20 protein-coding genes and 2 tRNA genes are annotated in these 22,643 nt (G+C 69.4%); 7 read left to right on the forward strand and 15 right to left on the reverse strand.

The genetic code is table 11. The features are described 5' to 3' along the window. Window positions 1–109: 109 nt before the first annotated feature. The gene (locus tag D7Y04_RS27655; RefSeq protein ID WP_121761206.1) at window positions 110–1,288 is read left to right on the forward strand and encodes an FHA domain-containing protein; all 1,179 of its coding nucleotides are present in this window, start codon (window positions 110–112) and stop codon (window positions 1,286–1,288) included. A 48-nt stretch (window positions 1,289–1,336) separates the two neighbouring features. Here the strand turns inward: D7Y04_RS27655 and D7Y04_RS27660 are convergent, their stop codons facing one another. Beyond that, entirely contained in the window at window positions 1,337–3,016 is a 1,680-nt protein-coding gene (locus D7Y04_RS27660) for a serine/threonine-protein kinase (protein ID WP_121761207.1), read from the reverse strand. Between the two features lie 111 nt (window positions 3,017–3,127). On the opposite strand from D7Y04_RS27660, the gene D7Y04_RS27665 reads away from it, so the two are divergent. Next, complete coding sequence (locus D7Y04_RS27665) at window positions 3,128–3,895, forward strand: FHA domain-containing protein (RefSeq protein WP_120596514.1); 768 nt, start codon at window positions 3,128–3,130, stop codon at window positions 3,893–3,895. A gap of 75 nt (window positions 3,896–3,970) precedes the next feature. Here D7Y04_RS27665 and D7Y04_RS27670 read toward each other — a convergent pair whose 3' ends face one another. Continuing rightward, window positions 3,971–4,333 carry a TraR/DksA C4-type zinc finger protein gene (locus D7Y04_RS27670; RefSeq protein ID WP_120564404.1) on the reverse strand — a complete coding sequence of 121 codons (363 nt, stop codon included), beginning with the start codon at window positions 4,331–4,333 and terminating at the stop codon, window positions 3,971–3,973. Window positions 4,334–4,458: 125 nt separating this feature from the next. On the opposite strand from D7Y04_RS27670, the gene D7Y04_RS27675 reads away from it, so the two are divergent. Beyond that, window positions 4,459–5,340, forward strand: a complete 882-nt coding sequence (locus tag D7Y04_RS27675) for a diadenylate cyclase (RefSeq protein ID WP_120575128.1) — start codon at window positions 4,459–4,461, stop codon at window positions 5,338–5,340. A 10-nt stretch (window positions 5,341–5,350) separates the two neighbouring features. Here D7Y04_RS27675 and D7Y04_RS27680 read toward each other — a convergent pair whose 3' ends face one another. From D7Y04_RS27680 to dnaK, 6 genes are all read right to left on the reverse strand, one after another. Continuing rightward, window positions 5,351–5,920 carry a PspA/IM30 family protein gene (locus D7Y04_RS27680; RefSeq protein ID WP_120596516.1) on the reverse strand — a complete coding sequence of 190 codons (570 nt, stop codon included), beginning with the start codon at window positions 5,918–5,920 and terminating at the stop codon, window positions 5,351–5,353. Window positions 5,921–5,937: 17 nt separating this feature from the next. Further along, entirely contained in the window at window positions 5,938–8,220 is a 2,283-nt protein-coding gene (locus D7Y04_RS27685; protein ID WP_121761208.1) for a vWA domain-containing protein, read from the reverse strand. A 35-nt stretch (window positions 8,221–8,255) separates the two neighbouring features. Then, window positions 8,256–10,787 (reverse strand): AAA family ATPase, encoded by a 2,532-nt coding sequence (locus tag D7Y04_RS27690; protein ID WP_120596518.1) that lies wholly within the window; start codon window positions 10,785–10,787, stop codon window positions 8,256–8,258. 54 nt (window positions 10,788–10,841) lie between these two features. After that, window positions 10,842–11,249, reverse strand: coding sequence for a thiol-disulfide oxidoreductase DCC family protein (locus tag D7Y04_RS27695; protein ID WP_120575124.1), 408 nt, complete (start codon window positions 11,247–11,249; stop codon window positions 10,842–10,844). 28 nt (window positions 11,250–11,277) lie between these two features. Further along, window positions 11,278–12,135, reverse strand: coding sequence for a hypothetical protein (locus D7Y04_RS27700; RefSeq protein ID WP_121761209.1), 858 nt, complete (start codon window positions 12,133–12,135; stop codon window positions 11,278–11,280). A gap of 219 nt (window positions 12,136–12,354) precedes the next feature. After that, a complete protein-coding gene (gene dnaK / locus D7Y04_RS27705; RefSeq protein WP_120596531.1) occupies window positions 12,355–14,268 on the reverse strand; it encodes a molecular chaperone DnaK in 1,914 nt (637 codons plus the stop codon). 404 nt (window positions 14,269–14,672) lie between these two features. Between dnaK and D7Y04_RS27710 the strand changes: the two genes are divergently transcribed. Beyond that, window positions 14,673–15,761 (forward strand): diacylglycerol kinase family protein, encoded by a 1,089-nt coding sequence (locus D7Y04_RS27710; RefSeq protein WP_120596520.1) that lies wholly within the window; start codon window positions 14,673–14,675, stop codon window positions 15,759–15,761. A 70-nt stretch (window positions 15,762–15,831) separates the two neighbouring features. Here the strand turns inward: D7Y04_RS27710 and D7Y04_RS27715 are convergent, their stop codons facing one another. From D7Y04_RS27715 to greB, 5 genes are all read right to left on the reverse strand, one after another. Then, window positions 15,832–16,593, reverse strand: coding sequence for a cyclopropane-fatty-acyl-phospholipid synthase family protein (locus D7Y04_RS27715; protein WP_120596521.1), 762 nt, complete (start codon window positions 16,591–16,593; stop codon window positions 15,832–15,834). Between the two features lie 87 nt (window positions 16,594–16,680). Then, window positions 16,681–16,998 carry a YbeD family protein gene (locus D7Y04_RS27720; protein ID WP_120596522.1) on the reverse strand — a complete coding sequence of 106 codons (318 nt, stop codon included), beginning with the start codon at window positions 16,996–16,998 and terminating at the stop codon, window positions 16,681–16,683. Between the two features lie 34 nt (window positions 16,999–17,032). Beyond that, window positions 17,033–18,352: a PhoH family protein gene (locus D7Y04_RS27725; protein WP_120575119.1), complete on the reverse strand. Its 1,320-nt coding sequence runs from the start codon at window positions 18,350–18,352 to the stop codon at window positions 17,033–17,035. Between the two features lie 186 nt (window positions 18,353–18,538). Next, on the reverse strand, window positions 18,539–19,534 hold the full coding sequence (locus D7Y04_RS27730; RefSeq protein ID WP_121761210.1) for a deacetylase: 996 nt from the start codon (window positions 19,532–19,534) through the stop codon (window positions 18,539–18,541). Between the two features lie 9 nt (window positions 19,535–19,543). Next, the gene (gene greB, locus D7Y04_RS27735) at window positions 19,544–20,083 is read right to left on the reverse strand and encodes a transcription elongation factor GreB (RefSeq protein ID WP_121761211.1); all 540 of its coding nucleotides are present in this window, start codon (window positions 20,081–20,083) and stop codon (window positions 19,544–19,546) included. A 189-nt stretch (window positions 20,084–20,272) separates the two neighbouring features. Between greB and D7Y04_RS27740 the strand changes: the two genes are divergently transcribed. Together D7Y04_RS27740 and D7Y04_RS27745 are read left to right on the forward strand one after the other, a co-directional pair. Beyond that, window positions 20,273–20,345 (forward strand) — tRNA-Lys (locus D7Y04_RS27740). Between the two features lie 12 nt (window positions 20,346–20,357). Continuing rightward, window positions 20,358–20,430, forward strand: a tRNA-Glu gene (locus tag D7Y04_RS27745). 214 nt (window positions 20,431–20,644) lie between these two features. On the opposite strand, the gene D7Y04_RS46415 is transcribed toward D7Y04_RS27745, so the two are convergent. After that, complete coding sequence (locus D7Y04_RS46415; RefSeq protein WP_255428670.1) at window positions 20,645–20,767, reverse strand: hypothetical protein; 123 nt, start codon at window positions 20,765–20,767, stop codon at window positions 20,645–20,647. A gap of 67 nt (window positions 20,768–20,834) precedes the next feature. Further along, window positions 20,835–21,143, reverse strand: coding sequence for a hypothetical protein (locus D7Y04_RS27750; RefSeq protein ID WP_147477199.1), 309 nt, complete (start codon window positions 21,141–21,143; stop codon window positions 20,835–20,837). Window positions 21,144–21,782: 639 nt separating this feature from the next. Between D7Y04_RS27750 and D7Y04_RS27755 the strand changes: the two genes are divergently transcribed. Then, a complete protein-coding gene (locus D7Y04_RS27755; protein ID WP_199749739.1) occupies window positions 21,783–22,637 on the forward strand; it encodes a vWA domain-containing protein in 855 nt (284 codons plus the stop codon). Window positions 22,638–22,643 lie beyond the last annotated feature (6 nt).

Below are 22,643 nucleotides of genomic sequence, written 5' to 3' on the forward strand. Positions count from 1 at the left end.
TGGAACATCGCGTGCCCCGCCGGGTCCTGGAGGCCCGGGCGCCCTGGACATGGGTCCGAGGCTTTCGTTGACCCGGCGTTTCATGCCCCCCTAGATTGGCCCACTGCCCATGTCTCAGCTTCTGCTGTCCGCGCTCCCGGTGGTCTGCCCGAATTGTGACGGCTTCAACCCGGCACGCTCGGCCACCTGCGCACTGTGCGGCCAGGCGATGGACGAGGCCGCTCCGGCCCCCCGTCCGGCGGCCACGACCCCGCCCCGGCCGGTGACGCCGCCCCCTGGCGCGGGCCGTCCCGCCGCCGTCTCCAGCTTCACGCGCCCGGGCGAGCCCTTCGCGCCTCCCACGCCACCTCCGCCGCCCAGCGCGGTGCCACCCGGGCTCAAGCTCTCCGCGCGCACCCCGCCGCCCACCGCCGCCCAGGGGCTGATGGTGGAGGCCCGCCGGGCCGCGCCGCCGGCCACGGGGACGCCGCCTCCTCCCCGAGCAGGCTACGGGCCGGCCCTGCCGCCCGCGAACACCCGCCCGCCTCCGCCCGTGCCGGACAACGCCCTGCCCCCTCGCGGCGGTACGGGTGCCACGGCGCCGGTTCCGGCGGGTACGCCCCCCGCGACGACGGGCGCCACGGCGCGTCCCCCGCCGGTGGCGTCGCGCTTCGGGTTGGCGGTGATCGCCGGGACGACGCGCGGCCAGCGCTACAAGCTGCCGGTGACGGGCTGCGTGGTGGGCCGCCAGCGCGGCGCCATCCTCTTCCCGGACGACGTCTTCGTGTCGCCGCTGCACGCCACCTTCCTGGTGAAGGACGGCGCCCTCTACGTGCGCGACGAGTCGAGCGCGTCGGGCGTCTACGTCACCTTCGCCGGCACGGAGCCACTGGCGCCGCGAGCCCTCTTCAGCGCGGGCCAGCGGCTGTTCCGCTTCACCGGCCGCGTGGAGTCCCCCGTGCCCGTGGCGGGCCGGCCCACCCCGTATGGTTCGCCCGTGCCGCTCGGCCAGGCGCTGTACGGCGTGGAAGAGGTGCACATGGGTGGCAGGGCGGGCCGCGCGGTGGTGACGGCCGCGGCGCTGCTCACCATCGGACAGGCCCACTGCGACCTGGCGTACCCGAACGACGAGGGGCTCGCCGGCCGGCACTGCGAGCTGAGCCCCACGGCGACCGGCGCGATGCTGCGCGACCTCTCTGGTGGCCTGGGCACCTTCGTGCGCATCCCGCCCGCGACGGAGCGGCCCCTGCGTCCGGGCGACCGCGTCCGCCTGGGCCAGCACGTCATGCAGGTCGAAACGCTGGGCTGACGGGAAGCGGCCCGCGCGGCACCGAGCCGGGCCGGGTGCTACTGGCACTCAGGGCGACGAGGGACGCGCCACCGGGCTGCCGAGCCGGACTTCGATGTACGCGCGCGCACGCGAGTCGGGCATGTCGGTCAGGTGGCGCACCCACCAGCCGCGGGCCTCGTCCGTGTTGTCGCGCTGCCAGTACAGCTCACCCAGCTTGAGGGCCAGCTCCGCTTCCGGGTTGAAGTTGAAGGCTTCCTTGTAGCTGGAGGTCGCGCGGCCCAGCTCCCCGGCCATCACGTCGCGGTCCCCGTCCTGCGTCAGCTTGCGCGCCTTGTCCACGTTGCGCGCGTTGCTGGGGATCTGCCGCAGGTAGTCCGGCTGATCCGAACCGGAGGTGAGCAGCCGGGGCGCATTGGGCGGCGCAACATACTGGTTCCCCTCGGAGCCGCTGCCCGCGCCAATGCCGAAGTAGTAGACGAAGAAGCCCACCGCCCCCAGCACCAGCACGGTGGTGAGCGCCTTGAAGAAGAGGATGATGCCGTCGCCGCCACCAGAGGCGGGGGCGACCACGGAGGTCCGGGTGCCCTCCTGAGCGAGCGTGGACTCCTCGGAGACAGGGGTGCGCGAATGCGGCAGGCCCTGCACGGTGGCTTCCACCGTCACGTCGTTCCAGGCCGTGTTGTTGCGGGCGGCGTTGTGCGCGGCCTGCGACTTGCGCGGGATGGGGGCCAGCACGCCAGAGGCCTGGGGACGGCGCCCGCCCGTGTCGTTGTTGGCGGCGGCGCCCCCGCGACGGCGCTCCTTGTCGACGGCGAGCAGCTCCGCCTTGAAGGCCCCGGCGTTGGCCGGCCGGTCATCCGGGTCCTTGGACAGGACGCGGAGGATCAGCCGCTCCATGCCCGGGGAGATGCGCGCGTCCGGACGTCGGCGCGTGGGCGGGGGCGGCTCCTCGGTGAGGTGCTTGGTGGCGAAGCCCACCGCCGAGTCGGACTCGAAGGGGAGCAGGCCCGTCGTCAGCTGGTAGAGGATGACGCCCACCGCGTACAGGTCCGAGCGGTGATCCAACACCGCGCCCCGCGCCTGCTCGGGCGACATGTACTCGGGGGTGCCGCACACGAAGCCCGCGCGCGTGAGGGCCGGGCCCTCGTCCTGCGAGTCGGTGATCTTCGCGATGCCGAAGTCCAGCACCTTCACGAAGTCCGGCTCGTTGCGGCGCTGCTCCACCATGATGTTTTCGGGCTTGAGGTCCCGGTGGATGACGCCCGCGCCGTGCGCGTCCGACAGCGCGCTCAGGATCTGGAGGGCGATGCGCACCACGCGCGCCTCGCCCAGCGGCCACTCGCGGCTGAGGATCTGATGCAGGTCCTGCCCGGCCACGTACTCCATCGCGATGAAGAGCGCGCCGTCGTCGGCCTGGCCGAAGTCCAGCACGCTGATGGAGTTGGGGTGGTTCAAACGGCTGGCGGCCTTGGCCTCGCGCTGGAAGCGCGCGACGGTGCGCTCGTCCGACAACAGCGTGTGGCGCAGCACCTTCAGCACCACCATCTTGTCCAGCGCGAGCTGCCGGGCGCGGTACACCTTGCCCATGCCGCCCTCGCCGATGAGGGCTTCCACCCGGTACTTGGAGGCAATCGTCTTGCCCACGTATTCGTCGCCGCCCTCCGCCGAGCGCAGGAGCGTCGCGCCGCAGGCGGGGCAGTAACGGGAGGAGTCTTCGGCGTCGGCGCCGCAGGAAGGGCAGTACACGTCAGCGTCCAGTCAGTGGGGCCGGGACTTCACCATGCCCCTCGGGTGGGGGCAAGCCGTACGCTGTCGGGCCCCCCAACGCGGCGCGGGCCTGCTAGAAGGGAAACTCGCATGGACGCCGTGGACTATTGCCCCCGCTGTGACACCGAGAATTCCCGGGATGCCACTGTCTGCCGAGCTTGCGGCTCGGCGCTGCGCTCCGGAACCATGGTGATGGCCGTGGCGCACATCTCGTCGCGCCCGCAGGTGTCCATCCGCGTGGTGCGCGCGGACGGCGGCCCTGAAGCGCTGGTGCGCATGCAGCGCGACACCCTCACCTGCGGCCAGCAGGCGGACATCGCGCTCAACGACGACCCGTTCATCATGCCCGTGCAGGCGCGCTTCTTCTTCTCCGGCGCCCGCCTCGCCATCGAGGACGTGGGCGGCGCCAACGGCGTCTTCGTGCGCCTGCGCAATGAGCGCGAGCTGCCCGCCGGCGGTGAGCTGCGCCTGGGCCGTCAGCGCATGGTGCTGGAGCCCATCTCCGCCGCGGCGTTGGGGCCTGGCGGCACGCAGGTGTGGGGCTCGCCGGATCCCGGCTACCGGCTGCGGCTCATCCAGTTGCTGGAGGGCGGCCTGCGCGGCGCGGCCTTCCCGCTCAAGGACGGCGACAACCTGCTGGGTCGTGAGCAGGGCGACATCGCCTTCCCCACGGACGGCTTCGTGTCCGGGCGGCATGCGCTGCTGCAGGTCCGCGGGGACCGGCTGATGGTGCGCGACGTCGGCTCGTCCAACGGCACCTTCATCCGCCTGGCGGGGCCGACCTTCGTCGACAACGGCGACCACTTCCTCATCGGCCGTCAGCTGCTGCGGGTGGAAATCCAGCCCGCGGCGGCCTGAAGCAACGGCGCTTCGCTCGAGAGGCGCGGACCGCACGGGCATCGGAGCCCCGTGCGGCCCGGTGAAGCCACGGCATCAGCCGTAGGACTTCTCCTTCTTCTCCTGCTCTTCCTTGCAGCGGATGCAGAGCGTCGTCACCGGACGCGCATCCAGACGCTTGGGGGAGATGTCCTCCTCGCAGCGCTCGCAGATGCCGAAGGTGCCGTCCTCCACGCGCTTGAGGGCGCCGTCGATCTTCTGCAGGAGGAACTTCTCGCGGTCCCTCAGACGGAAGACCATGGACTGGGTGTACTCGGAAGCGGCCTGGTCGATTTCGTCAGGCAGGTCGTCCGTGTCAAAGGACGATTCCTCCACCAGGGTCTTCTTCGCGCTTTCGAGCAGGCTCGTTTTGCTGTCCTCGAGCATCTTCTTGTAACGCTTGAGATCTTTCTGGTTCACAGCCTGCGGCTCCGTTGGACGGGTAGAGGGGGCCTGACCCCGAAAAAAAGGGCCCGAAAGCTTTATTCATGCAGTTCCCAGTGTCAAGCTGACCTGCTTTAAAACGTGGGTGCACGAGGGGCGCCTTGAGCGACAACACGAAGTTCGATCGGGAATTCTTGCGCTCGGCGCTCTCCCTGGCCGCCAAAAGCGACGTCGACCACTTCCTCTACATCTGCGACACGCCCATTTCGCCGGACGACCTCCGGGGTAAGCCCGCACGCAAGAAGCTGGTGTACGCGGTGACCTTGGAACCGCTGGCGCAGGAGCTCCTGCGCAAGAAGGCCCGCGCGCTCGTCATCCCCGCGTATGACTACTCACGCACGGAGCGCGTGAAGGTGGCGCTCGTCTCCGCGCTGTCCCAGGGAGCGTTCAAGGAAGGCGACCTCGTGCTCTGCATGACGGGAAAGGTGGGCCGCGCCCCGGACATGCTGATGCAGATGCGCATCGGTGGCTCGCTGGACGACCGGCTGGCCATCGAGGGCGTGAAGCTGGGCGAGGAGTTCAACTCGCAGGTGGTGGACGCGCTGATTCAGCTGGCGCTGCAGATTGGCCAGGAGGGCTTCGAAGGCCACCCCATCGGGACCATCATCACGATTGGCGACCACACGAGCGTGCTGGAGAAGAGCCGGCAGCTCACCATCAATCCGTTCCAGGGCCTGTCGGAGTCCGAGCGCAACGTGCTCGACCCGAAGATTCGCGACGCCATCAAGAACTTCTCCGTGCTGGACGGCGCGTTCGTCATCCGCGAGGACGGCGTGGTGCTGGCAGCGGGCCGCTACCTGTCCGCCAACGACGACACGGTGAAGATTCCCCTGGGTCTGGGAGCGCGCCACGCGGCCTCCGCGGGCATCACATCTTCCACCCACTGCATCGCGCTCACGGTGAGCCAGACCTCCGGCGCGGTGCGGCTCTTCAAGGGCGGCAACATCGTGCTGGAGCTGCACCAGACGGCGCGGCGGACCTGAGCGCCCTGCCCTACTTCACGCGCTCGGGCGCGGCGTGGGGTGGGTGCTCCTCGCGGTAGATGTCCGCCAGCGCGTGCGCCTTCTCCACCTCGTCGCGCGCCGCATCCAGAGCCATCACCCGGTCGAAACGCTCCACCTGCTCGCGCAGCGCTTCCGTGACGACGCCACCCGCGGCCATGCGCGCGGATGCGCTCTCCCGCTCGATGCGCAGGTCCGCCACGCGCTCGCCCAGCTCGCCGGCCGCGCCGAGCAGCAGCCCCGAGTCCCGCTCCGCGCGCCGCAGCGATTCCCGCGTGGATTCCAACAGGCGTTCCGTCTGCACGCGATCGCGCTCCAGCACGCCCACGCCCTTCGCGTCTCCCCGGTCATGCGCCGTCTGACGGCGTCCGGCGATGTCACCCAGGCGGGCCGTGTAGCGCGTCACTCCCCGGGAGAGCTCGCCCTTGAGGGCCAGCAGCGTGGCGGCGGACTTGCGCACCTCGGCCGCCTGGCGCTCCAGGTCCTCGATGAGCCGGTCGAACGTGGCCAACGGGTCCACGGGCGCCGCGGGGGTCTTCTTGCGTTTGAGGAAGCCGAACATGGCGCGTGCCTTGAAGCCTACCCGAACGGGCGGCAGAGCAACCGCACCCGTTCCAACGCCTCGACCACCGGACGCCCGCCGCCGGACAGCACGGCCAGGTAGCGCGCGGGCGTGAGTCCGTAGACGGACAGCAGGTGCTGAAGGAGCACCACGCTCTCCGTCGCGCGCCGGTCCGCGGAAGCGAGCGACGCGGCCTCACCCACCGCCTCCAGGATGTCCGTCACCCGCGCCACCAGCTCCGCCCCGGGCGTCTCCGGCACGGTGGACGCCGCGGGAGTGGACGGGAAGAGCGCGTCGAACGAGGCCTCCACGGCCACGCCCGCCCCGGGCGCGCGGCCCGCCGCCACTGCCTCCAGCGCGTCCAGGTGCGGAGCCAGGGCCTCCAAGGCCTCCAGCGAGGCCGGCACGTCGCGAGGCAGGAGCGTGCGCCAGGGCGTGTCGAACTCCGTGCGTGCCCAGCGGATCTCCTCATCGGAGAGCGGGTGGTAGAAGGCGCGGCCTCCAGCGGCGCGCTGCTCCAGCACCAGGGACTTGAGGTCCGGGTTCTCCTCGCCCAGCGAGATGAAGCTCAGCGCGATGTCCAGGGCCCCCATGGGCGCGCGCGTGCGGCGGATGAGGTCCAGGTCCACGCGGTCCTCGCCGTCGGTGATGAGCACCACCGTGGCGCGCGCGAGGTACGGGTCGCGCCCCTGCGCGGCGCGGATGGAGTCGAAGGCGGACAGGAGGGCCAGCGAGATGTCCGTCTGCCCCTCCGCGGGCGAGTCCCGGAAGAGCTTCTCAATCTGCCGCGTCGCCTCCGCGGCGGTATCCACGCGGGCCAGCTCCGTGGGCACGTCGTTGAAGAAGCTGAAGTAGAGCGGATCGAAGTTCTCTTCGCGCCGCGCCTTCACGCGCAGGTTGTTCAGCTCCGCGATGATCAACGCGTCACGGAAGCGCGCCCGCGCGCCGTGCATGGACCCGGAGGCGTCACAGACGTAGACGCGCACGGCGGTGCGCTTCACCTTGCGCGGCTTGGGGGGCGGCGCGTCGTCCAGGTACGTACGCACGAGCTGCCGGTGCCCCGCGAGGTCCTGGAGCAGGCGCCGCGGATCCGTGATGACGAAGTGGTGGAGCTCATCGAGGCTGCCCGTCGTGTCGAACGACATCGTCTGCGTCGGATAGGGCACCTGGCGCGGGACGGCCCGCACGGCGGCGGCGTCCTTCTCGACGATCTCCTCCGACAACGCGTCCTCCACGTCGAAGAAGCGCGCGCACCCCGCCGCCAGGTCGAACGTGGCCAGCTGTTCCGGCTTCAGTGAGAACGCCAGGTCCGCGAGCTGCTCGTCCGGTGCGTCCTCCGCCTCGCGTCCGGAGTCGGCCTCCGCATCCGCCTCCCCCAGCCACTGCAGCCGCGTGCCCGCCTCCGCCTCCTCCACCATCCGCGTCAGCCGGGACTCCGGGGGAAGCAACGGCGTCAGCGCGCGCCGGGCCGCCGAGGCCAGCTCCGCGTCCCCCGCTTCGATGGCGCGCTCGTAGAGCCCCTGCAACGAACGGTAGGCCTCCCGGGGATCCTCTTGGGCGGCCTTCCGCACGCCGCGCACCAGCGCCTCCAGGGAACGTGTGGGCGGCACCTCACGCACCCGCTCGCGCGCCTCCGCCACGTCGGTGCGCAGCGCCATGCTCCGCGCGCGGTCCGCGTCCGTGGTGCCCAGGCGCAGCAACATCTCGTGGGCCAGGTCCAGGTCGCGCCGCTTCTGCACCAGGTCGATGACGTTGTCCCGAGCACGAGCAGCCAGCAACTCCGCGACGGCCAGGCGCGCATTGGCCGGGGGCCGCTCCCGGGTCGTCCCGGCCGGGCGTTCGAAGATCTCGAACGGCGCGTCCTCACCGCCCTGCGCCTCCAGTGGCCGGCTGAAGAGATCCGCCACCTTCACCGCGCGGGCCAGCCGCACGAAGCCACGGTCCAGCGCGGTGAGGGCCCCCGAAGGCATCTCGCCGGAGCGGTGCGCCTTCTCCACCAGGCGCAGGCACTCCTCGTACTCCTCCAGGGACTGGTTCGCGCGCGTCGCGAGTCCCTGCGCAAGCGCCCCTGCCCTGCCCCGCTGGGTGCCCAGCGCGAGCAGCAGCCGGGCATCCGCGGCGGTGTGGACGCCCACGCGATCCAACTCGCGGTCGAGCGCCACGAGCACCGGCAGGCCCATGTCCTCCGGCCCCTTCAGCTTGCGGCCGAAGGGCCAGGACCACGGGCCGCCACGGGCCGCCACGGGCTGGCGGAGCGCATCCAGACGCTGCCGCAGGTGAGTGAGCCGACGCGCCAGCACGTCTCAGCGCCGCCTTCCGAGCATGGCCCCGGCGCTCACTGCGCGGTCCGCCGCTCCAGCACCTGCCGGCTGAAGCGTCCGAAGTCCTCGTCGATGCCGCGAAGCTGGGCGGACAGCTTGCGCGCGCTCTCCCCCAATTCACCCGGGAGCGTTTCCAGCATGTTCAGCGTGGCCTTGAGCCGCACCATTTCGCCCTCCTTGAGCGCGAGCTGGGGGAAGCGGCTGCGCACCAGCCGCTCGAAGGTGCGCTCCGCGTCGGCACGGCCGTTGAGCGCCTCCGGGGCGGGCAGCGCGGACAGCAGCTGGGTCAGCCAGCTGCGCAGGTACTTGATGCGCGACTGGAGGAAGGACAGCTCCGCCTCGGCCACGGCCGCGCGGACCGTGTCGGAGAGGAACGCGGGTGAGGACGGGGGACGCGCCGCCATCAGCTGGCCGTCCAGGCCCACGAGCGCGGTCAGCTCGCCGTCGGGGGCCTGCGCGGACAGCTCGCCCCGGTAGTAGGTGTACGCGTCGCCATTGAGCACGGCGTTGGGGGCCGGAGGCGGGCTGGCCACCTCGCGAGACAGCACGCGGGCGTGCTCCCGGAGGCGGTTCTCCATCAGGTCGCGGCACTCGGCGAGCACTGGCTCCGCCGTCACGCCCTCGCGCCGCAGGTTCTCCGCCACCGCCTGCACCGCGCGGCCGTACTGCTCAATGCGCTCGAACGGGGTCGCGCCCAGCACCTCGCGCGCGTACGCCACGCTCAGCGGCCGGAGCAGCTCCTGCTTCAACCCCGCCTGGGACGGATCCAACGCCGTCAGGGCGTTCTCCAACTGGGTGAGCCGCCGCGAGTCCGCGGACAGCGCGTCCAGCGGATCCTTGCGGCCGCGGGGCGCCTGCGCGGGGAACGCCGCCGAAACGCGGCGCCGGAGCGCGGCCACCACCCGGCGGCGCGTGTCCTTGTCCGCGTCACGCAGCCGCTCGTGGAGGGAGGGCACCGCCTCGCTGAGCATCGCCGCCAGCGAGCCCATCACGCCCAGCTCCTCCTCCAGGTTCTCCGCGAGCCCGACCAGCCACTCCATCTTGACGCTGTCCTCGAACGCGAGCCCCTCCGCCGCGGACGCGCTCATCTCCAGCGCCTGCTCCAGGAACCGCGCGGCCGACTCGCAAAGTGCGGGGTAGCTTTGCTTCAGCTCCGGAACCGACCGGCTCAGCTCCAGGACGTCGCGGATGGCGATGAGCAACGCCACGCCGCCGCGCCCCTCCCCCTGCCCCGCCGTCATGCCCCGAGACAACCGCTGCTCCAGGGCAGCCACCAACGCACGCGCCGCCACCAGCAGGGGCGCCCGGTTCTGACCGTGGCGAGGCCCGGGCACCAGCTTGCCCAGCACGCCGCGCGCGGTGGTGGACACCACACCCGCCTGCCAGTTGCGGCTCAGGCCCTCCGCGGCGTTCACGTCATCCGCGGCCGCGAGCGTCGTCGCCTCGCGCTCCACGCCGCCGCCCAGTTCCTGCCGCACCTTGCCAAGCACTTCGTCGAAGGTGCGCTGCTCCAGCCGGACGATCTCCAACTGCGCCCGCTCACGAGGGTCCACCGCCGCCTTGAGCAGCGCGTCCGCCTCCGCCGCGGGCGGACCACCCAGGAGGAAGAACCAGCGCAGCGCGTCCAGGTCCTCCACCGTCGCTTCGAGAGGCCGGTCCGGGCGGCGGTAGATCTGATCGCGCACCACCGCGGCCTTCAACGTCCAGAGCGCCTTCACCACCGAGCGCTGGGAGAAGTACTTCGTGGGCACGTAGTCCGGCAGCTTCGACACCTGCGCCACGAGCGCGCGCTCCAGCGCGTCCGTGAGCATCTCCACGCCCTCCAGCACGTGGCCGGGCACCTTTACCTGGGCCACCGCGTCCTGGAGCAGATCCAGCTGCTGGAGCGTCAGCGTGGCGCGCAGGTCCGGCCGAGTCCCATGCACGAAGCGGTGCAGCATGGCGGCCCGGCTCTCCCGCCGGGCGAAGGCCTTGGGCACGAAGCTGATGAAGCTCAACCGGTCCGCGAACGCCAGCAGCAGCTCCGGCGAGCGCGCGAGCACCTCCGTGAGGTACCGGTTGCTCGTCATCACCACGCACTCGGTGCGGCCGGCCGTCACCTTGCGGCCGTGCTTCAGCTCGCGCTCGTACATCACGTTGAGGATGGAGCGCAGCAGCATGTCCCGGCCGTCGAAGACTTCGTCCAGGAACGCGTGCACCGCGCCCAGCATGCCCTCGTCGGTGAGGTACTCGGTGCGCCCCGTCTCCGTGAGCACCTTGAAGTCCACCGGACCGATGAGGTCCGTCTGCAGCGTCGTCTCCGCGATCTGCTTGGAGAACAGCGACGGCAGCCCGGACACCTCGTCGGTGATGCGCCCCAGGACGGCGCTGGCGACGGCGCTCTTCGCCGTCCCGGGCGGCCCCACCACCAGCACGTGCTCGCGGCAGAGCAGCGCCAGCTCAATCTGCGTGAACAGCGTTTCCCGCTCCAGGTACGTCTCCCGCAGCTCCCCGAAGAAGCGGCGAAAGGACTGGGCGGCCTGCAGGTTGGGAGGAGGCGAAGTCACTAAAGGGCCAGAGGAGGATGCGGGGAAGGCCGCATGCTACCCGCGCCCCTCCCCCTATTTGAAGTGCACCGCGCAGGCCCCGTCGGGGCAGTTGCGACCCGCGATGCGGAAGCGGTAGCGGGCCACCACCCCATACACCGCGTCCGCCAGCTGCCGCAGTCCGGGCACGTAGTACACGTAGAGCAGCCGCCCCAACGGCCGCCGGCCCAGCGCGCGGACAATGGCCTCCGCTCCCTCAAGGACGCGGCCATCCGCCTGGATGAGCTGCATGGCCTTCTCGCAGCGCTCGAAGCTCACCCCTGGGAAAGCGTCCAGGACGCCCTCGTCGCGGAACGAGAGAAGCCGCGTCCCCTGCCCGCCCACCACCTTGCGCATCTCCCGCGCGGCGCCGCTGCAGACGCGGCAGTGGCTGTCGTAGAGCACCACGTCATGTCCTGGCGGTGTCGTCTGGAGCGTCGTCATGCGTCAGCGTCCCCTTGCGCCCAGTATGTCAACGCGGCTTGAGCATCTCATGCAGTTGTCCGTGCACGCTGCGCCAGATGTCATGTTGCCGTTCAATAGGATCCATCAGCGCCATGCCCACCGACGTCGCCGGGGAGCTGCCCTGGAAGGCCGAGTACTGTCGGATGCGCGTGCCGCCACTGCCATCGTCGTCGAAGACGAACTGGTTGGTGCCGCGCAGCGGGTGTCCGTCCAGGGTGGTGATGTGGACGACGCGCTCCGTCTCGTTGAGCTTCACGGCGATGGGCGCCCACACCGGCGGCGGGCCCTGCTCCTCCAGGAACAGCCGGGCGCCATCCGTCAACGCGCTCGCCGCCGGCCGCAGCGAGATGCCCGCCGCGCCGAAGAGCATCTCCGGGTTGCTGACGAAGGCCTCGAAGGCGTCCCTCGCGGACACACCCGGAATGGTGCTGGTGTAGTCGGTGAGCGCCGTGGGAGCACCTGCGATGGGCGGGCTCGGGTCCAGGTGCCCCAGCTGCGCGCGCGCGTAGCGGTCCATCGCGGGGCCCTTGTCCAACGTCACACTGACGGCGGCGGCGTTGGTCTGCTCCAGAAGCCGCGCCCCCTGCTTCAGCTGCTCCTGCAAGGAACCCGTGGGCTTCGGCGGGAACGCGCCTCCCACGCCGAAGTCGAAGCCGTTGCCCTCCCGCGCCCGGGGCGCCACCTGCGGCGCCCGCGAGGGAGTCGTGGCCTGCGCGCCGGCCCCCCGAAACACCTCCACGGAGTTGGCCGGAGCGGCCGACGTCCGTGAAGGCTCCTGCGCGCGCGGGGTCAGGGGAAGCGATGCGCCCTCGGGCGCGGCGAGGTCGGGGAGGACGCCGGACAGCAGGGAGTCGATGCGGGACATGGCGGGACACCTTCGTGGTGGACAGCGAGGAACCCACCCGCCCCTTGCAGCGCCTCCGCCACGCGCGCCCGCGTGAATTCGCGGGGTTGCTGCCGGCCCTCATCCCGCGTCCGGCACACCCGTCCACCGCCGCGGAGAAAAGAAGAAGGCCGGCGCCCCGCGTCGGAGCACCGGCCCTTGGGACTTCAGCCCCCGCCGCAGGGCGGGAGGCTCACGGCATCAAGACTGGCGGAACTCGGCGTCCACCACGTCGTCCTTCGCGGACGGCTGGGCGCTGGAGCCCGGAGCCGCGGAGGGCTCGGCGCCCGGAGGAGGCGTGGCACCCGGCGCGCCGCCGGTGGCCCGGTACATCTCCTCCGCCGCCTTGTAGCTGGCCTGCTGGAGCTTCTCGAGGGCCGCCTTGATGGCGTCCTTGTCCTGCCCCTCGCGGACGGAGTTCAGCTCCGCGACACCGTCCTCGACGGCCTTCGCCACCTCGGGGGTGAGCTTGTCCTTGTTCTCCTTGATCATCTTCTCCGCGGCGTAGGACTGGCTCTCCGCCTGGTTCTTCACCTCGACCAGCTCGCGGCGCGCCTTGTCAGCGGACTCGTTGCTGCGCGCGTCGTCGACCATCTTGGTCACTTCGTCCTTCGACAGGCCGGACGAGTGGCTGATGGTGACCTTCTGCTCCTTGCCGGTCGCCTTGTCCTTCGCGTTGACGTTGAGGATGCCGTTCGCGTCGATGTCGAACGTCACTTCAATCTGCGGCACGCCGCGCGGCGCCGGAGGCATGCCGGTCAGGTGGAAGCGGCCGAGGCTGCGGTTGTCGCCCGCCATCTCGCGCTCACCCTGCATCACGTGGATCTCCACCTGCGTCTGGCCATCCGCCGCCGTGGAGAAGGTCTCCGACTTGCGCGTGGGGATGGTGGTGTTGCGCTCGATGAGCTTCGTCATCACGCCGCCCAGCGTCTCCACGCCCAGGGACAGCGGCGTCACGTCCAGCAGGAGGATGTCCTTCACCTCGCCGCCGAGCACGCCCGCCTGCACCGCGGCGCCCAGCGCCACGACCTCGTCGGGGTTCACGGAGCGGTTCGGCTCCTTGCCGAACAGCTTCTTCACCGCCTCCTGCACCATGGGGATGCGCGTGGAGCCACCCACCAGGACGATCTCGTTGAGCTCCTTGGGGTCCAGCCCCGCGTCCTTCAGGCACTTGCGACACGGCTCCAGCGAACGCTCCACCAGCGGGCCAATCATCTGCTCGAACTTGGCGCGCGTGAGCTTCACGTTCAGGTGCTTCGGACCCGACGCGTCCGCCGTGAGGAACGGCAGGTTGATCTCCGTCTGCGTCGCGCTGGACAGCTCGATCTTGGCCTTCTCCGCCGCCTCCTTCAGGCGCTGGATGACCATCTTGTCCTTGCTGATGTCGAGCCCGGTGTCCTTCTTGAACTCGCTGATCAGCCAGTTCATGATCTCCAGGTCGATGTTGTCACCGCCCAGGTGCGTGTCGCCATTGGTCGCGAGCACGTCCACCACGTTCTCGCCCACCTCCAGGATGGACACGTCGAAGGTGCCGCCGCCGAAGTCGTAGACGGCGATCTTCTCATCCTTCTTCTTGTCCATGCCGTACGCGAGCGCCGCCGCGGTCGGCTCGTTCACGATGCGCTTCACCGTCAGACCGGCGATCTCACCGGCATCCTTGGTGGCCTGGCGCTGGGCGTCGTTGAAGTACGCCGGGACGGTGATGACCGCCTCCGTCACCTTCTCACCCAGGTAGTTCTCCGCGGCGCGCTTGAGCTTCAGCAGCACCTGCGCGCTGATCTCCGGCGCGCTGTACTGCTTGCCGGCGATGTCCACGCGAGCGTCGCCGTTGGGGCCACGGCCCACCTTGTAGGGGACGAGCTTCGCTTCCTCGGTCGTCTCCTCGAAACGGCGGCCCATGAAGCGCTTCACCGAGTAGACGGTCTGCTCCGGGTTGGTGATGGCCTGGCGCTTCGCCACCTGACCGACCAGGCGCTCCCCGTCCTTCGTGAACGCGACCACCGAAGGCGTGGTGGGGGCTCCCTCTTCGTTGACGATGACCTTGGGCTCGCGACCCTCCATGATCGCCACCACGCTGTTCGTGGTGCCCAGGTCGATTCCGATAATCTTGCCCACGGTTCCCATCCTCTGGAAATGACTGCGTTTTTCCTGCGAAATCCCGATGTAAGCCCAACGTAACCACCCCCCCCGGCGTGTCAAACGCGAGGGCAGGTTTCCCGTAGGCCCGGGCACCCAGCGCAAAGGTGATGACGCCCGCTGCGTAGCGCAGTGCGCAGGCCCGGCCGGCCGCGTGTCACCGGAACGCCATCCGAGCGCCACGGGTGCGTAACGCGCTCTACACTGCCGTCACCCCGCGGTAGCAACCGGGCGGGCATTTTGGACACCAGCGGACCGTTCAACCCCTCGGAATCACTTCCACCTGTCTGCCTGACACCACGCGTCAGGGGTTGGCGAGAAAAGTGCACAGTCCGAACCGCGTCAGCGCTGTCATACCGCTCCCCCCCCCTTTGGAGTCGTCCATGCTGGTTCAGCCCCTGCGTTCCACGGACTTCCGCCGCTCCCCCGCGGCGCTCCCGTCCGCCGAGCCGAAGGTCGCGGTGCTGCTGAACGCGAACGCCCGCAAGGTGGACGCCCGGGTGGTCAAGCTGCTGTCGCACGTGGTGCCGGAGGAGGACCTGTTCCTGTCGCGCTCGCCGCTGGACGCGCGGCGCATCGCGCAGACGGTCCTGGAGCGGGGCTACCCCACCGTCTTCACCGGCGGCGGCGACGGCACCTTCATGGGCTTCGTCAACGAGGTGCTGCAGCAGGTGGGCCCGCGCGGGAAGTTCGCCGGCCAGACCGCGCCGCGCTTCGGCATCCTCAAGCTGGGCACGGGCAACGGCATCGCGGCGTTCGTCAACGCGTCCAGCACCCGGGGTGACGGCATCCTCAACGACGTGGTGCGCGCCCGCGCGGCGGAAATCCCCAGCGTGCGCACCATGGACCTGGTGCAGGTGGACGGCCAGCGCGCGCCCTTCGCGGGCCTGGGCGTGGATGGCAAGGTGCTCAACGACTACATCGCCGTGAAGGAGTCGCTGGGCAAGGGCATGTTCAAGCGGGTCATGTCCGGCGGTGGCGGCTACTTCTCCGCGGTGGCCTTCAAGACGGTGCCGCACTACCTCACCAGCTCCGTGCTGGTGGAGTGCGAAGTCGTCAACGGCCCGTCGGAGGCCTACCGCCTGGGCGCGGAGGGCCAGACGGTGGGCGGGCCGCTGGCGCCGGGCGCGCTGCTCTTCCGGGGCAAGCTGATGATGGCCGCCGCGGGCACCATGCCCTTCTACGGCTACGGCTTCCGCATGTTCCCCCACGCGAATGACCGCCGGGGATTCCTACAGCTGCGCCTGGGACAGGTGTCGCCCACGCAGGTGCTGGCCAACCTCCCCCGCCTCTGGAATGGCCGCTGGGCTCCGGAAGGCCTGCACGACTTCCACGCCCGCGAAGTCACCATCCGCTTCGCGCGCCCCATGCCCTTCCAGGTCGGTGGCGACGCGGCCGGCTACCGCGAGCAGGTCACGCTGTCCGTGGCGCCCGAGTCCATCGAGCTGCTCGACTTCAACGGCGTGCAGTAGTCGCGGTCCCGGCGGTTGAAGGGCCCTGAATCTCCGGGCCCTCCCCCACGCATCAAGACTCCAACAGACTTCAGCCGCGGTCGCGCGACGCCGGGGGCTTCTCGCCCGGCTCCTTGCGACGGCCCACCGCGAACGCGTAGCTGACACCCGGCCGCTGGTTGTGCTCGCGGTGCAGGGCCAGCTCCTCGCGGAAGGTGGCACTCTCCGGCGAGGCGCCTTCCGGCAGGTTCGCTTCCATGTCCTTGTAGAGCGCGTCCAGCTCCGTGTCGTGCAGCGACTCCACGGACTCCGGCTCGAAGCCAGAGGTCTCCAGCGCCTGGAGCAGCTCGCGCGGCAGCAGCAGCGGCGCGCCCAGTCGCTTCTCCCAGAAGTCCAGCACGGGCTTGGGCGTGAAGCGGCCCACGCGCGCCGGGAAGGTGAAGCCCACGCGGCCGCGCTTGCCCAGCAGCGGGCGGAACACGCGCAGCGACACGTCCAGCGGGTACTGCACGCGCCCCGGCACGAGGATGCCGTGGAAGGGGCCGTCCAGCATGCCCAGCGCGTCCGGCGCCACGCGGCGCACTTCGATGCGATCCGCCAGGCCCTGGCTGCGCACGCGCTCGCGGACGGGGGACACCAGGGTCTCATCCGTGTCCACGGCCACCACGGAGCACTTGAGCTCCTGGGCCAGCAGCACGGCGGCGCCGCCCTCCGGACCACAGCCGAGCACCAGCACTCGGGAGCCCTGCTCCAGCTGGGCCACCTTGGCGAAGCGGCGCGTGGCGTCGTCGGATCCGAACGCGCGCTGCGCCCCCGGCGGGTGGTACAGCGGGAATTGCTCAGCGGGACTCATTCCACCCTCATATACGCACCCCGGCCGGACTTCCAGCCGCCGGCCGCCTCCGGGCGCCCTGGGGCATCCGCCCGCGCACCGCCTGCCTCACAGGTAGTAGACGATGCGGGGATCCTGGTGCAGCTCGGCGTAGATGGCCCGGCGCTGCTCCTCGGACAACAGCAGCACGGACACGCTCAGGGACACGAACTTCCCCTTGCGGCTGTGCTGCACGTGGATGGAGTCCGGGGAGACCTCCGAGCCCAGCTTCCGCCGGAAGAGCGAGCGCACGTGCTCCTCGAAGCCGGGCGTCTCCTCGACCGTCGCCTTGCCCATCACCTTGTACTCGTAGACGGAGGGGTACTCGACGAGGGGCTTCTTCTCCTCGCCGGGGGCGTCGGGCTTGTCGGTGCCGTCCTGGGTCATGACTCGTCTCTATCAGGCACGGGCCTTGGGCGCTTCACAGCAGGTTGGCCGCCAACTCGGCCAGCATGCTGCGCTCGCCCTTGGCCATGGTGATGTGGCCGGCGATCTTCTCGTTCTTGAAGCGGTTGACCACGTGCACGAGCCCGTTGTTCGTGGAGTCCACGTACGGGTTGTCGATCTGGAACGGGTCGCCGGTGAGGATGATCTTCGTGTTGTCTCCCACGCGGGTGAGGATGGTCTTCACCTCGTGCGGGGTGAGGTTCTGCGCCTCGTCCACGATGATGAACTGGTTGGGGATGCTGCGCCCGCGGATGTACGTGAGCGGTTCAATCTCCATCAGCCCCAGGTCGATGAGCTCATGGTGGCCGCGCCCGGCCTTCTTGTCCGCGCGGCTCAGGTTCATGAGGAACTCGACGTTGTCGAAGATGGGCTGCATCCAGGGGTTGAGCTTCTCCTCGACGCTGCCCGGCAGGTAGCCGATGTCCCGGCCCAGGGGGAAGATGGGACGGCTGACCAACAGCTTGTGGTACAGCCCCTCCTCCGTCACCTTCTGCAGGCCCGCGGCGATGGCGAGCAGCGTCTTGCCCGTGCCCGCCTTGCCCACGATCGTGACGAGCTTGATCTCGTCGTTGAGCAGCAGGTCCAGGCAGAAGGCCTGCTCCATGTTGCGCGGCCGAATGCCCCAGGTGCCTTCCTTGCTGTTGCGCGCGAGCGGCACCAGCCGCGCCTTGGCGCCACTGAAGCGGGCCATGGCGGTGTGGGACGGGTTGAGTTCGTCCTTGAGCAGCACCAGCTGGTTGGGGAAGAGCCGGTCCTGGGCCGGCACCTCCACTTCACCGCCGGGCTTGTAGAGCTGATCCACCATCTCCGTGGGGACGAGCAGCTCCGTGAAGCCGGTGTAGAGGTCGGTGATTTCGACGCGCTCGGTGTCGAAGTCCTGGGCGGAGAGGCCCAGGGCGTCGGCGCGGATCCGCAGGTTGGTGTCCTTGGTGATGAAGACGGCCTGGGTCTCCGGCTCGGTCTCCATCATGTCCAGGGCCACCGCGAGGATGCGGTTGTCCACCAGGTTGCTGTCCGCCATGGAGGACGGCAGCGAACGGTCGGTGAAGGCCACGCGGAGCATCCCGCCGTGCGGCAGCGGGACGCCCTCCTTCAAGGAGCCCTCGGCGCGGAAGGAATCCAGGTAGCGCGCCACCAGTCGCGCGTTGCGCCCCAGTTCGGAGAGATCGCGCTTGAACTGATCGATCTCCTCGATGACGTAGATGGGGATGATGACGTTGTTGTCCTTGAACCCGTAGATGCTGCGGGGGTCATGGAGGAGGACGTTCGTGTCGAGGATGAAGTTCTTTCGCATCGTGGGCTTCGCGACCTGACCTGGTTCGGGTGCGATTGCTGACGGCGAGCGACGACCGTGGAGGACCAACACCGCTCAATATACGCACCGAACGAGGGGCCAGCAGCCGCATTCCCGTCTGAAAGCGCGAAGGTCCGTCCGAAACAGCACGGGCGTTCCGGAAACGGGGCGCGACAAGCAGGCCCCTCAGGACGTCGCGGCCGAGCGCACCGGGGCCGGCGCGGGCTCGCTGGCGTCCTGGAAGAGCGACGCGGGCGCCAGCGGATCATACCCGAGCACCTCCACCACCCTTTCGGGCGGAGGGCCGGGAGGCATGCGGGCCCAGGGGAAGCGCGCCTGCAACGCCTCTTCGTCCAGCGACAGCGCCTGCTTCGCGTGGAAGCGCCAGGCCTTGTGCCAACCGCCTGTGTCGAGCCGCCGGGCCACCCGCCGCGACAGGGGGCTGATCATCGGCGTGGGCGTGAAGAGGTTCGGCTGTCCCTGCGCGTCCCGCATGCAGCCCAGCTCCACCGCCCACGCCAGCATCCAGCGGGGCCAGCCACGGCCCGCGCGGCGAAGGGCGCTGAAGTGCCCCTGCGCGGCGCCGTCCACGAAGGTGAAGCGCCGCTCGTAGACGCACGCGGCGGAGAAGGTCGCGGGCATCAGCGCCACGCCTTCCGCGCCGATGCGGCGGGCCATGAGGTGCAGGAGCTCCAGCAGGTCGCGCGACAGGGAGAGTCCGGGATGGAGCTGTCCCGGCAGCGGCGGACGGTTCCAGTCGAAGGGGCGCCCCGGGTGCTGCAGGAGGAGGCTGTCCACGTAGAGCAGCGGCGCCTCCGCGGCCGAGCGGGTGAAGCCGACCTCCGCGCCCATGGCCTGGCGCAGGGACAGGTCCACGACGGCAGAGTGATAGCGGCGGCTCATGAGCGTGATGCGCGGCTGGAACGGGTCCTGGCAGGACAGGCGCAGCTCGACGGGCCCTACCCGCTCTTCCAGACGCTGCGCGAAGCCATAGGCCCGGAGCGCGTGCTCCAGGCCCTCGCGGCTGTAGGTGCCGAACGCCAGGCCCACGCGGTCGCCGCCGGACTCCAGGCCCAGGTCCTCCAGGGACAGGGACTCCCCCGCGGACGCGGCCAGGTCCGCGCTGTTCAGGCGCGAATAGATGCGGCGAGCATGGGTGGTGAGCTCTGGCGTCCGGGGCATGGGAGCGTCCTAGTCGTAGCGGATGTCCACCAGGGTGAGTTCAATCTCACCTCGCGGGCGCCGCACCTCGACGGTGTCGCCCGGGGCCTTGCGCAGGAGCGCGCGGCCCATGGGTGACTCGACGCTGATGCGGCCACCGGCGGCGTCGATCTCGTCCGAACCGACAATCTGGTACGTGCTGCGGATTCCGCCCTCGTCCTCCAGGGTGACGGTGGCGCCGAAGTAGACTTTCGAGCGGTCCGCCTGTTCCGAGGGGGTGACGATGGTGGCGGTATCCAGGCGCTTCGAGAGGAAGCGGATGCGCCGGTCAATTTCCCGCAGGCGCTTCTTGCCGTAGATGTATTCGGCGTTTTCTGAACGGTCGCCCTGGGCGGCGGCGGCGGAGACCTCGGCGGTGACCTTGGGGCGGGCCTCGTTGAGCAGTTGGAGCAGCTCGCGGTGCATGCGCTCGGCGCCCGAGCGGGTGAGGTAGCGGCGGAACGGGGCCTGCTCCCCTGCCTCTTCGTCCTCGGCGGTGTCGTCGGGCGGTTCGGGAGCTTCCTGGGACATGCCCTGTGTATAGCGCCGGACGCTGACGGACGGCGGGTGCCCGGCGAGCGGATGTTCACCCAGGGGCGGGACGGAGCGTGTCAGGAAGGGGCGCCTGCGATCGCCAGTGGAACTCCCCGGGCGCTGCTGGTAGGAAGCGCCTCGCGGGGCCGCTGGCGGATCCGCAGCCGGTGCCAAAAAAAGAATAGCGAGTCGCTAGCTCAGCTGGTAGAGCACCGGCCTTTTAAGCCGAGGGTCGGGGGTTCGAGCCCCCCGCGACTCAAGCAGTGACGACGTCCCCGTCGTCTAGAGGCCCAGGACGCTGGCCTTTCAAGCCGGTAACACGGGTTCGAATCCCGTCGGGGACACTGAAGGACCGAGGCCGGAAGCCGCTGAGACCCAGCGGTTTCCGGCCTCGGTCTTTTCTGGCCCCGAAGCGTCTCCAGCCTCTAGATGGCGCGGTGTTTCTCCCGTCACGGTTCGTCAGGGGCGGAGCGTGCGCCTCAGTGCCAGGCCGAACTGTGCGCCCGGTGTGCAGTGACGCAGAGGGTGCTGAATGGTGGTGCCCTGGTACCGCCGCCGTCAGGGGTTGCTTTCGTCGGTGTCTGGAGCCATGCGCACAGGGTACGGCGGAGCCGTCCACTTCAGGGCCTGGTCCAGATTGCCCTCTTCGCCCTGGTTGGCCGCGCCAGGTCCGAGCAGCATTTGACGTCATCCCAATTGCCAGACAACGCGGAGTTGCCCGCCCTCGCCCCTGGGGCTGGAGCGCAGCTCAGCAATGCTTCTTGATGAGGGCCTTACAGGCTTTGACGGCTTCGTCCATGTTGCAGTGGGTCTGCGCGCAGTTCGGCCGGCCCGTTTTCGGGTCCTTGCAGTACTCCAGCACGACCCAACAGGACGCGCCCATGGCGGACACGTCCTCGGACTGAGCCTCATCCAGCTCCGAGCGATGCTCGATGACCATTTCGGCGCCATCCTCCGTGGTGACAATCTGGCCCTGCTCCGACAGACCGTCGACCTCCGCTCCACAGCCCACGAGCGGAATCACAGCCAGCATCATTCCTACGAGCAGCTTCTTCATGGTCGGTCCTTTGGAATAAGCAGACGCCGCGTCGGCGTCACCGGGCCGGGGAGCGCCCGGCCATCAGCGCCTTGAGTAAAGCACAACGAGCAGTGACGCCCCTCGTCATGTCCAGCGGAGATCGTGAAGCGGATCATCTCGCCGGAGTTCGCACTGGACTTCGTCTGGGGGAGAAGCAGGTGCACGTACACACTCGACCGGGCTGGCATCCAGCGGAACGGGTATCTCAACCCGCATGCGCACTACGCCCCTATAGAAGAGTGCTGCCTATGATGAGGCGTGACGAGCCAACCCCCAAGCGCTCCACCGGAATGGAGACTGCTCCGGGCAGATTGAACCCATTCATCACTTCATTCCGAGGCAGCCTGCCCGGCATCTACCCCACAGCCCCCTGGGTGAACATGGACCGAGGCAGGTCTCCCGAATGTAGAGGCTACGAGTTCGCCCCCCCTCGTGCCCGGCACACCCTGAAGACTGGCGATCCAGCTATTCCGTCTTCGCCTCCTGTTGGAAACGACGCGGAGGACTCGCTGTAGTCGTAGCTCAAGCGGGTACCGGACGTCGTCCATTCGGCTCTTGAGAGCTCCATTGATTGATGGGAAGTTCACCAGACCGCAGCCGTCTCGGCGGGAAACCTTCATGGGGGTCGTCGTGGCTTACTCGGCAGAAATCAGCAGAAGCAACCCGACGTGCTTGCTGTTCTTGGTAGACCAGTCGGGATCAATGGCTGACCCGTTCGGTGGCAGCGGTGAATCGCAAAAGAAGAAGGCTGATGGCGTTGCAGATGCAACAAACCGACTCCTTCAGAACCTGGTCATCAAGTGCGCAAAGGAGGAGGGCATCCGCGACTATTTTCACGTCGGCGTCCTCGGTTACGGAGCCAGCGTCGGTTCCGCGTTCAGCGGTTCGCTCGCGGGTCGTGACACGGTGCTTATCAGCGAGGTCGGAAACTCGCCCGCTCGGATCGACGAGCGTACCCGCGAGCGCGATGATGGCGCGGGCGGCATTCTGAAGGAGAAGATCAGGTTCCCGATCTGGTTCGAGCCAGTCGCGAATGGCGGTACGCCGATGTGTCAGGCAATCACGCGCGCCAAGGAAGTTCTGGAAGGATGGCTGCGCCAACACCCCGATGCATTTCCTCCCATCGTCGTGAATATCACCGACGGGGAAGCAACCGACGGCGACCCCACCGCCGTCGCCGAAGCTCTTCGAAAGCTCCGAAGCAGCGACGGAGAGGTTCTCTTCCTTAACGTGCATCTCTCCTCAAGGAGGAGCACGCCGATCGAATTCCCGGACACCGAGGTGGTGCTCCCTGACCAGTTCGCCAAGCTGCTCTTTCAAATGTCGAGCCAACTCACGCCGGGAATGCGCACCACCGCCGAGCAGGAGGGTATCAAGACCTCCGATGGTACTCGCGGCTTCGTCTTCAACGCGGACATGGTGGCCGTCATCAAGTTCCTGAACATCGGCACGCGGCCCAGCAACCTGCGGTAGGTGACG

The organism is Corallococcus sp. AB038B (assembly GCF_003668955.1).
GTDB classification, from domain to species: domain Bacteria; phylum Myxococcota; class Myxococcia; order Myxococcales; family Myxococcaceae; genus Corallococcus; species Corallococcus exiguus.

Excerpts from the sequence above, each read along its gene's own strand:
- D7Y04_RS27715 (WP_120596521.1), bottom strand. The coding sequence starts at position 16,593 with ATGAGTCCCGCTGAGCAATTCCCGCTGTACCACCCGCCGGGGGCGCAG.
- D7Y04_RS46415 (WP_255428670.1), bottom strand. The coding sequence starts at position 20,767 with ATGCTGCTCGGACCTGGCGCGGCCAACCAGGGCGAAGAGGGCAATCTG.
- D7Y04_RS27710 (WP_120596520.1), top strand. The coding sequence starts at position 14,673 with ATGCTGGTTCAGCCCCTGCGTTCCACGGACTTCCGCCGCTCCCCCGCG.
- greB (WP_121761211.1), bottom strand. The coding sequence starts at position 20,083 with ATGTCCCAGGAAGCTCCCGAACCGCCCGACGACACCGCCGAGGACGAA.
- D7Y04_RS27700 (WP_121761209.1), bottom strand. The coding sequence starts at position 12,135 with ATGTCCCGCATCGACTCCCTGCTGTCCGGCGTCCTCCCCGACCTCGCC.
- D7Y04_RS27680 (WP_120596516.1), bottom strand. The coding sequence starts at position 5,920 with ATGTTCGGCTTCCTCAAACGCAAGAAGACCCCCGCGGCGCCCGTGGAC.
- D7Y04_RS27755 (WP_199749739.1), top strand. The coding sequence starts at position 21,783 with ATGGGGGTCGTCGTGGCTTACTCGGCAGAAATCAGCAGAAGCAACCCG.
- D7Y04_RS27695 (WP_120575124.1), bottom strand. The coding sequence starts at position 11,249 with ATGACGACGCTCCAGACGACACCGCCAGGACATGACGTGGTGCTCTAC.
- D7Y04_RS27725 (WP_120575119.1), bottom strand. The coding sequence starts at position 18,352 with ATGCGAAAGAACTTCATCCTCGACACGAACGTCCTCCTCCATGACCCC.
- D7Y04_RS27750 (WP_147477199.1), bottom strand. The coding sequence starts at position 21,143 with ATGAAGAAGCTGCTCGTAGGAATGATGCTGGCTGTGATTCCGCTCGTG.
- D7Y04_RS27665 (WP_120596514.1), top strand. The coding sequence starts at position 3,128 with ATGGACGCCGTGGACTATTGCCCCCGCTGTGACACCGAGAATTCCCGG.
- D7Y04_RS27655 (WP_121761206.1), top strand. The coding sequence starts at position 110 with ATGTCTCAGCTTCTGCTGTCCGCGCTCCCGGTGGTCTGCCCGAATTGT.
- D7Y04_RS27730 (WP_121761210.1), bottom strand. The coding sequence starts at position 19,534 with ATGCCCCGGACGCCAGAGCTCACCACCCATGCTCGCCGCATCTATTCG.
- D7Y04_RS27720 (WP_120596522.1), bottom strand. The coding sequence starts at position 16,998 with ATGACCCAGGACGGCACCGACAAGCCCGACGCCCCCGGCGAGGAGAAG.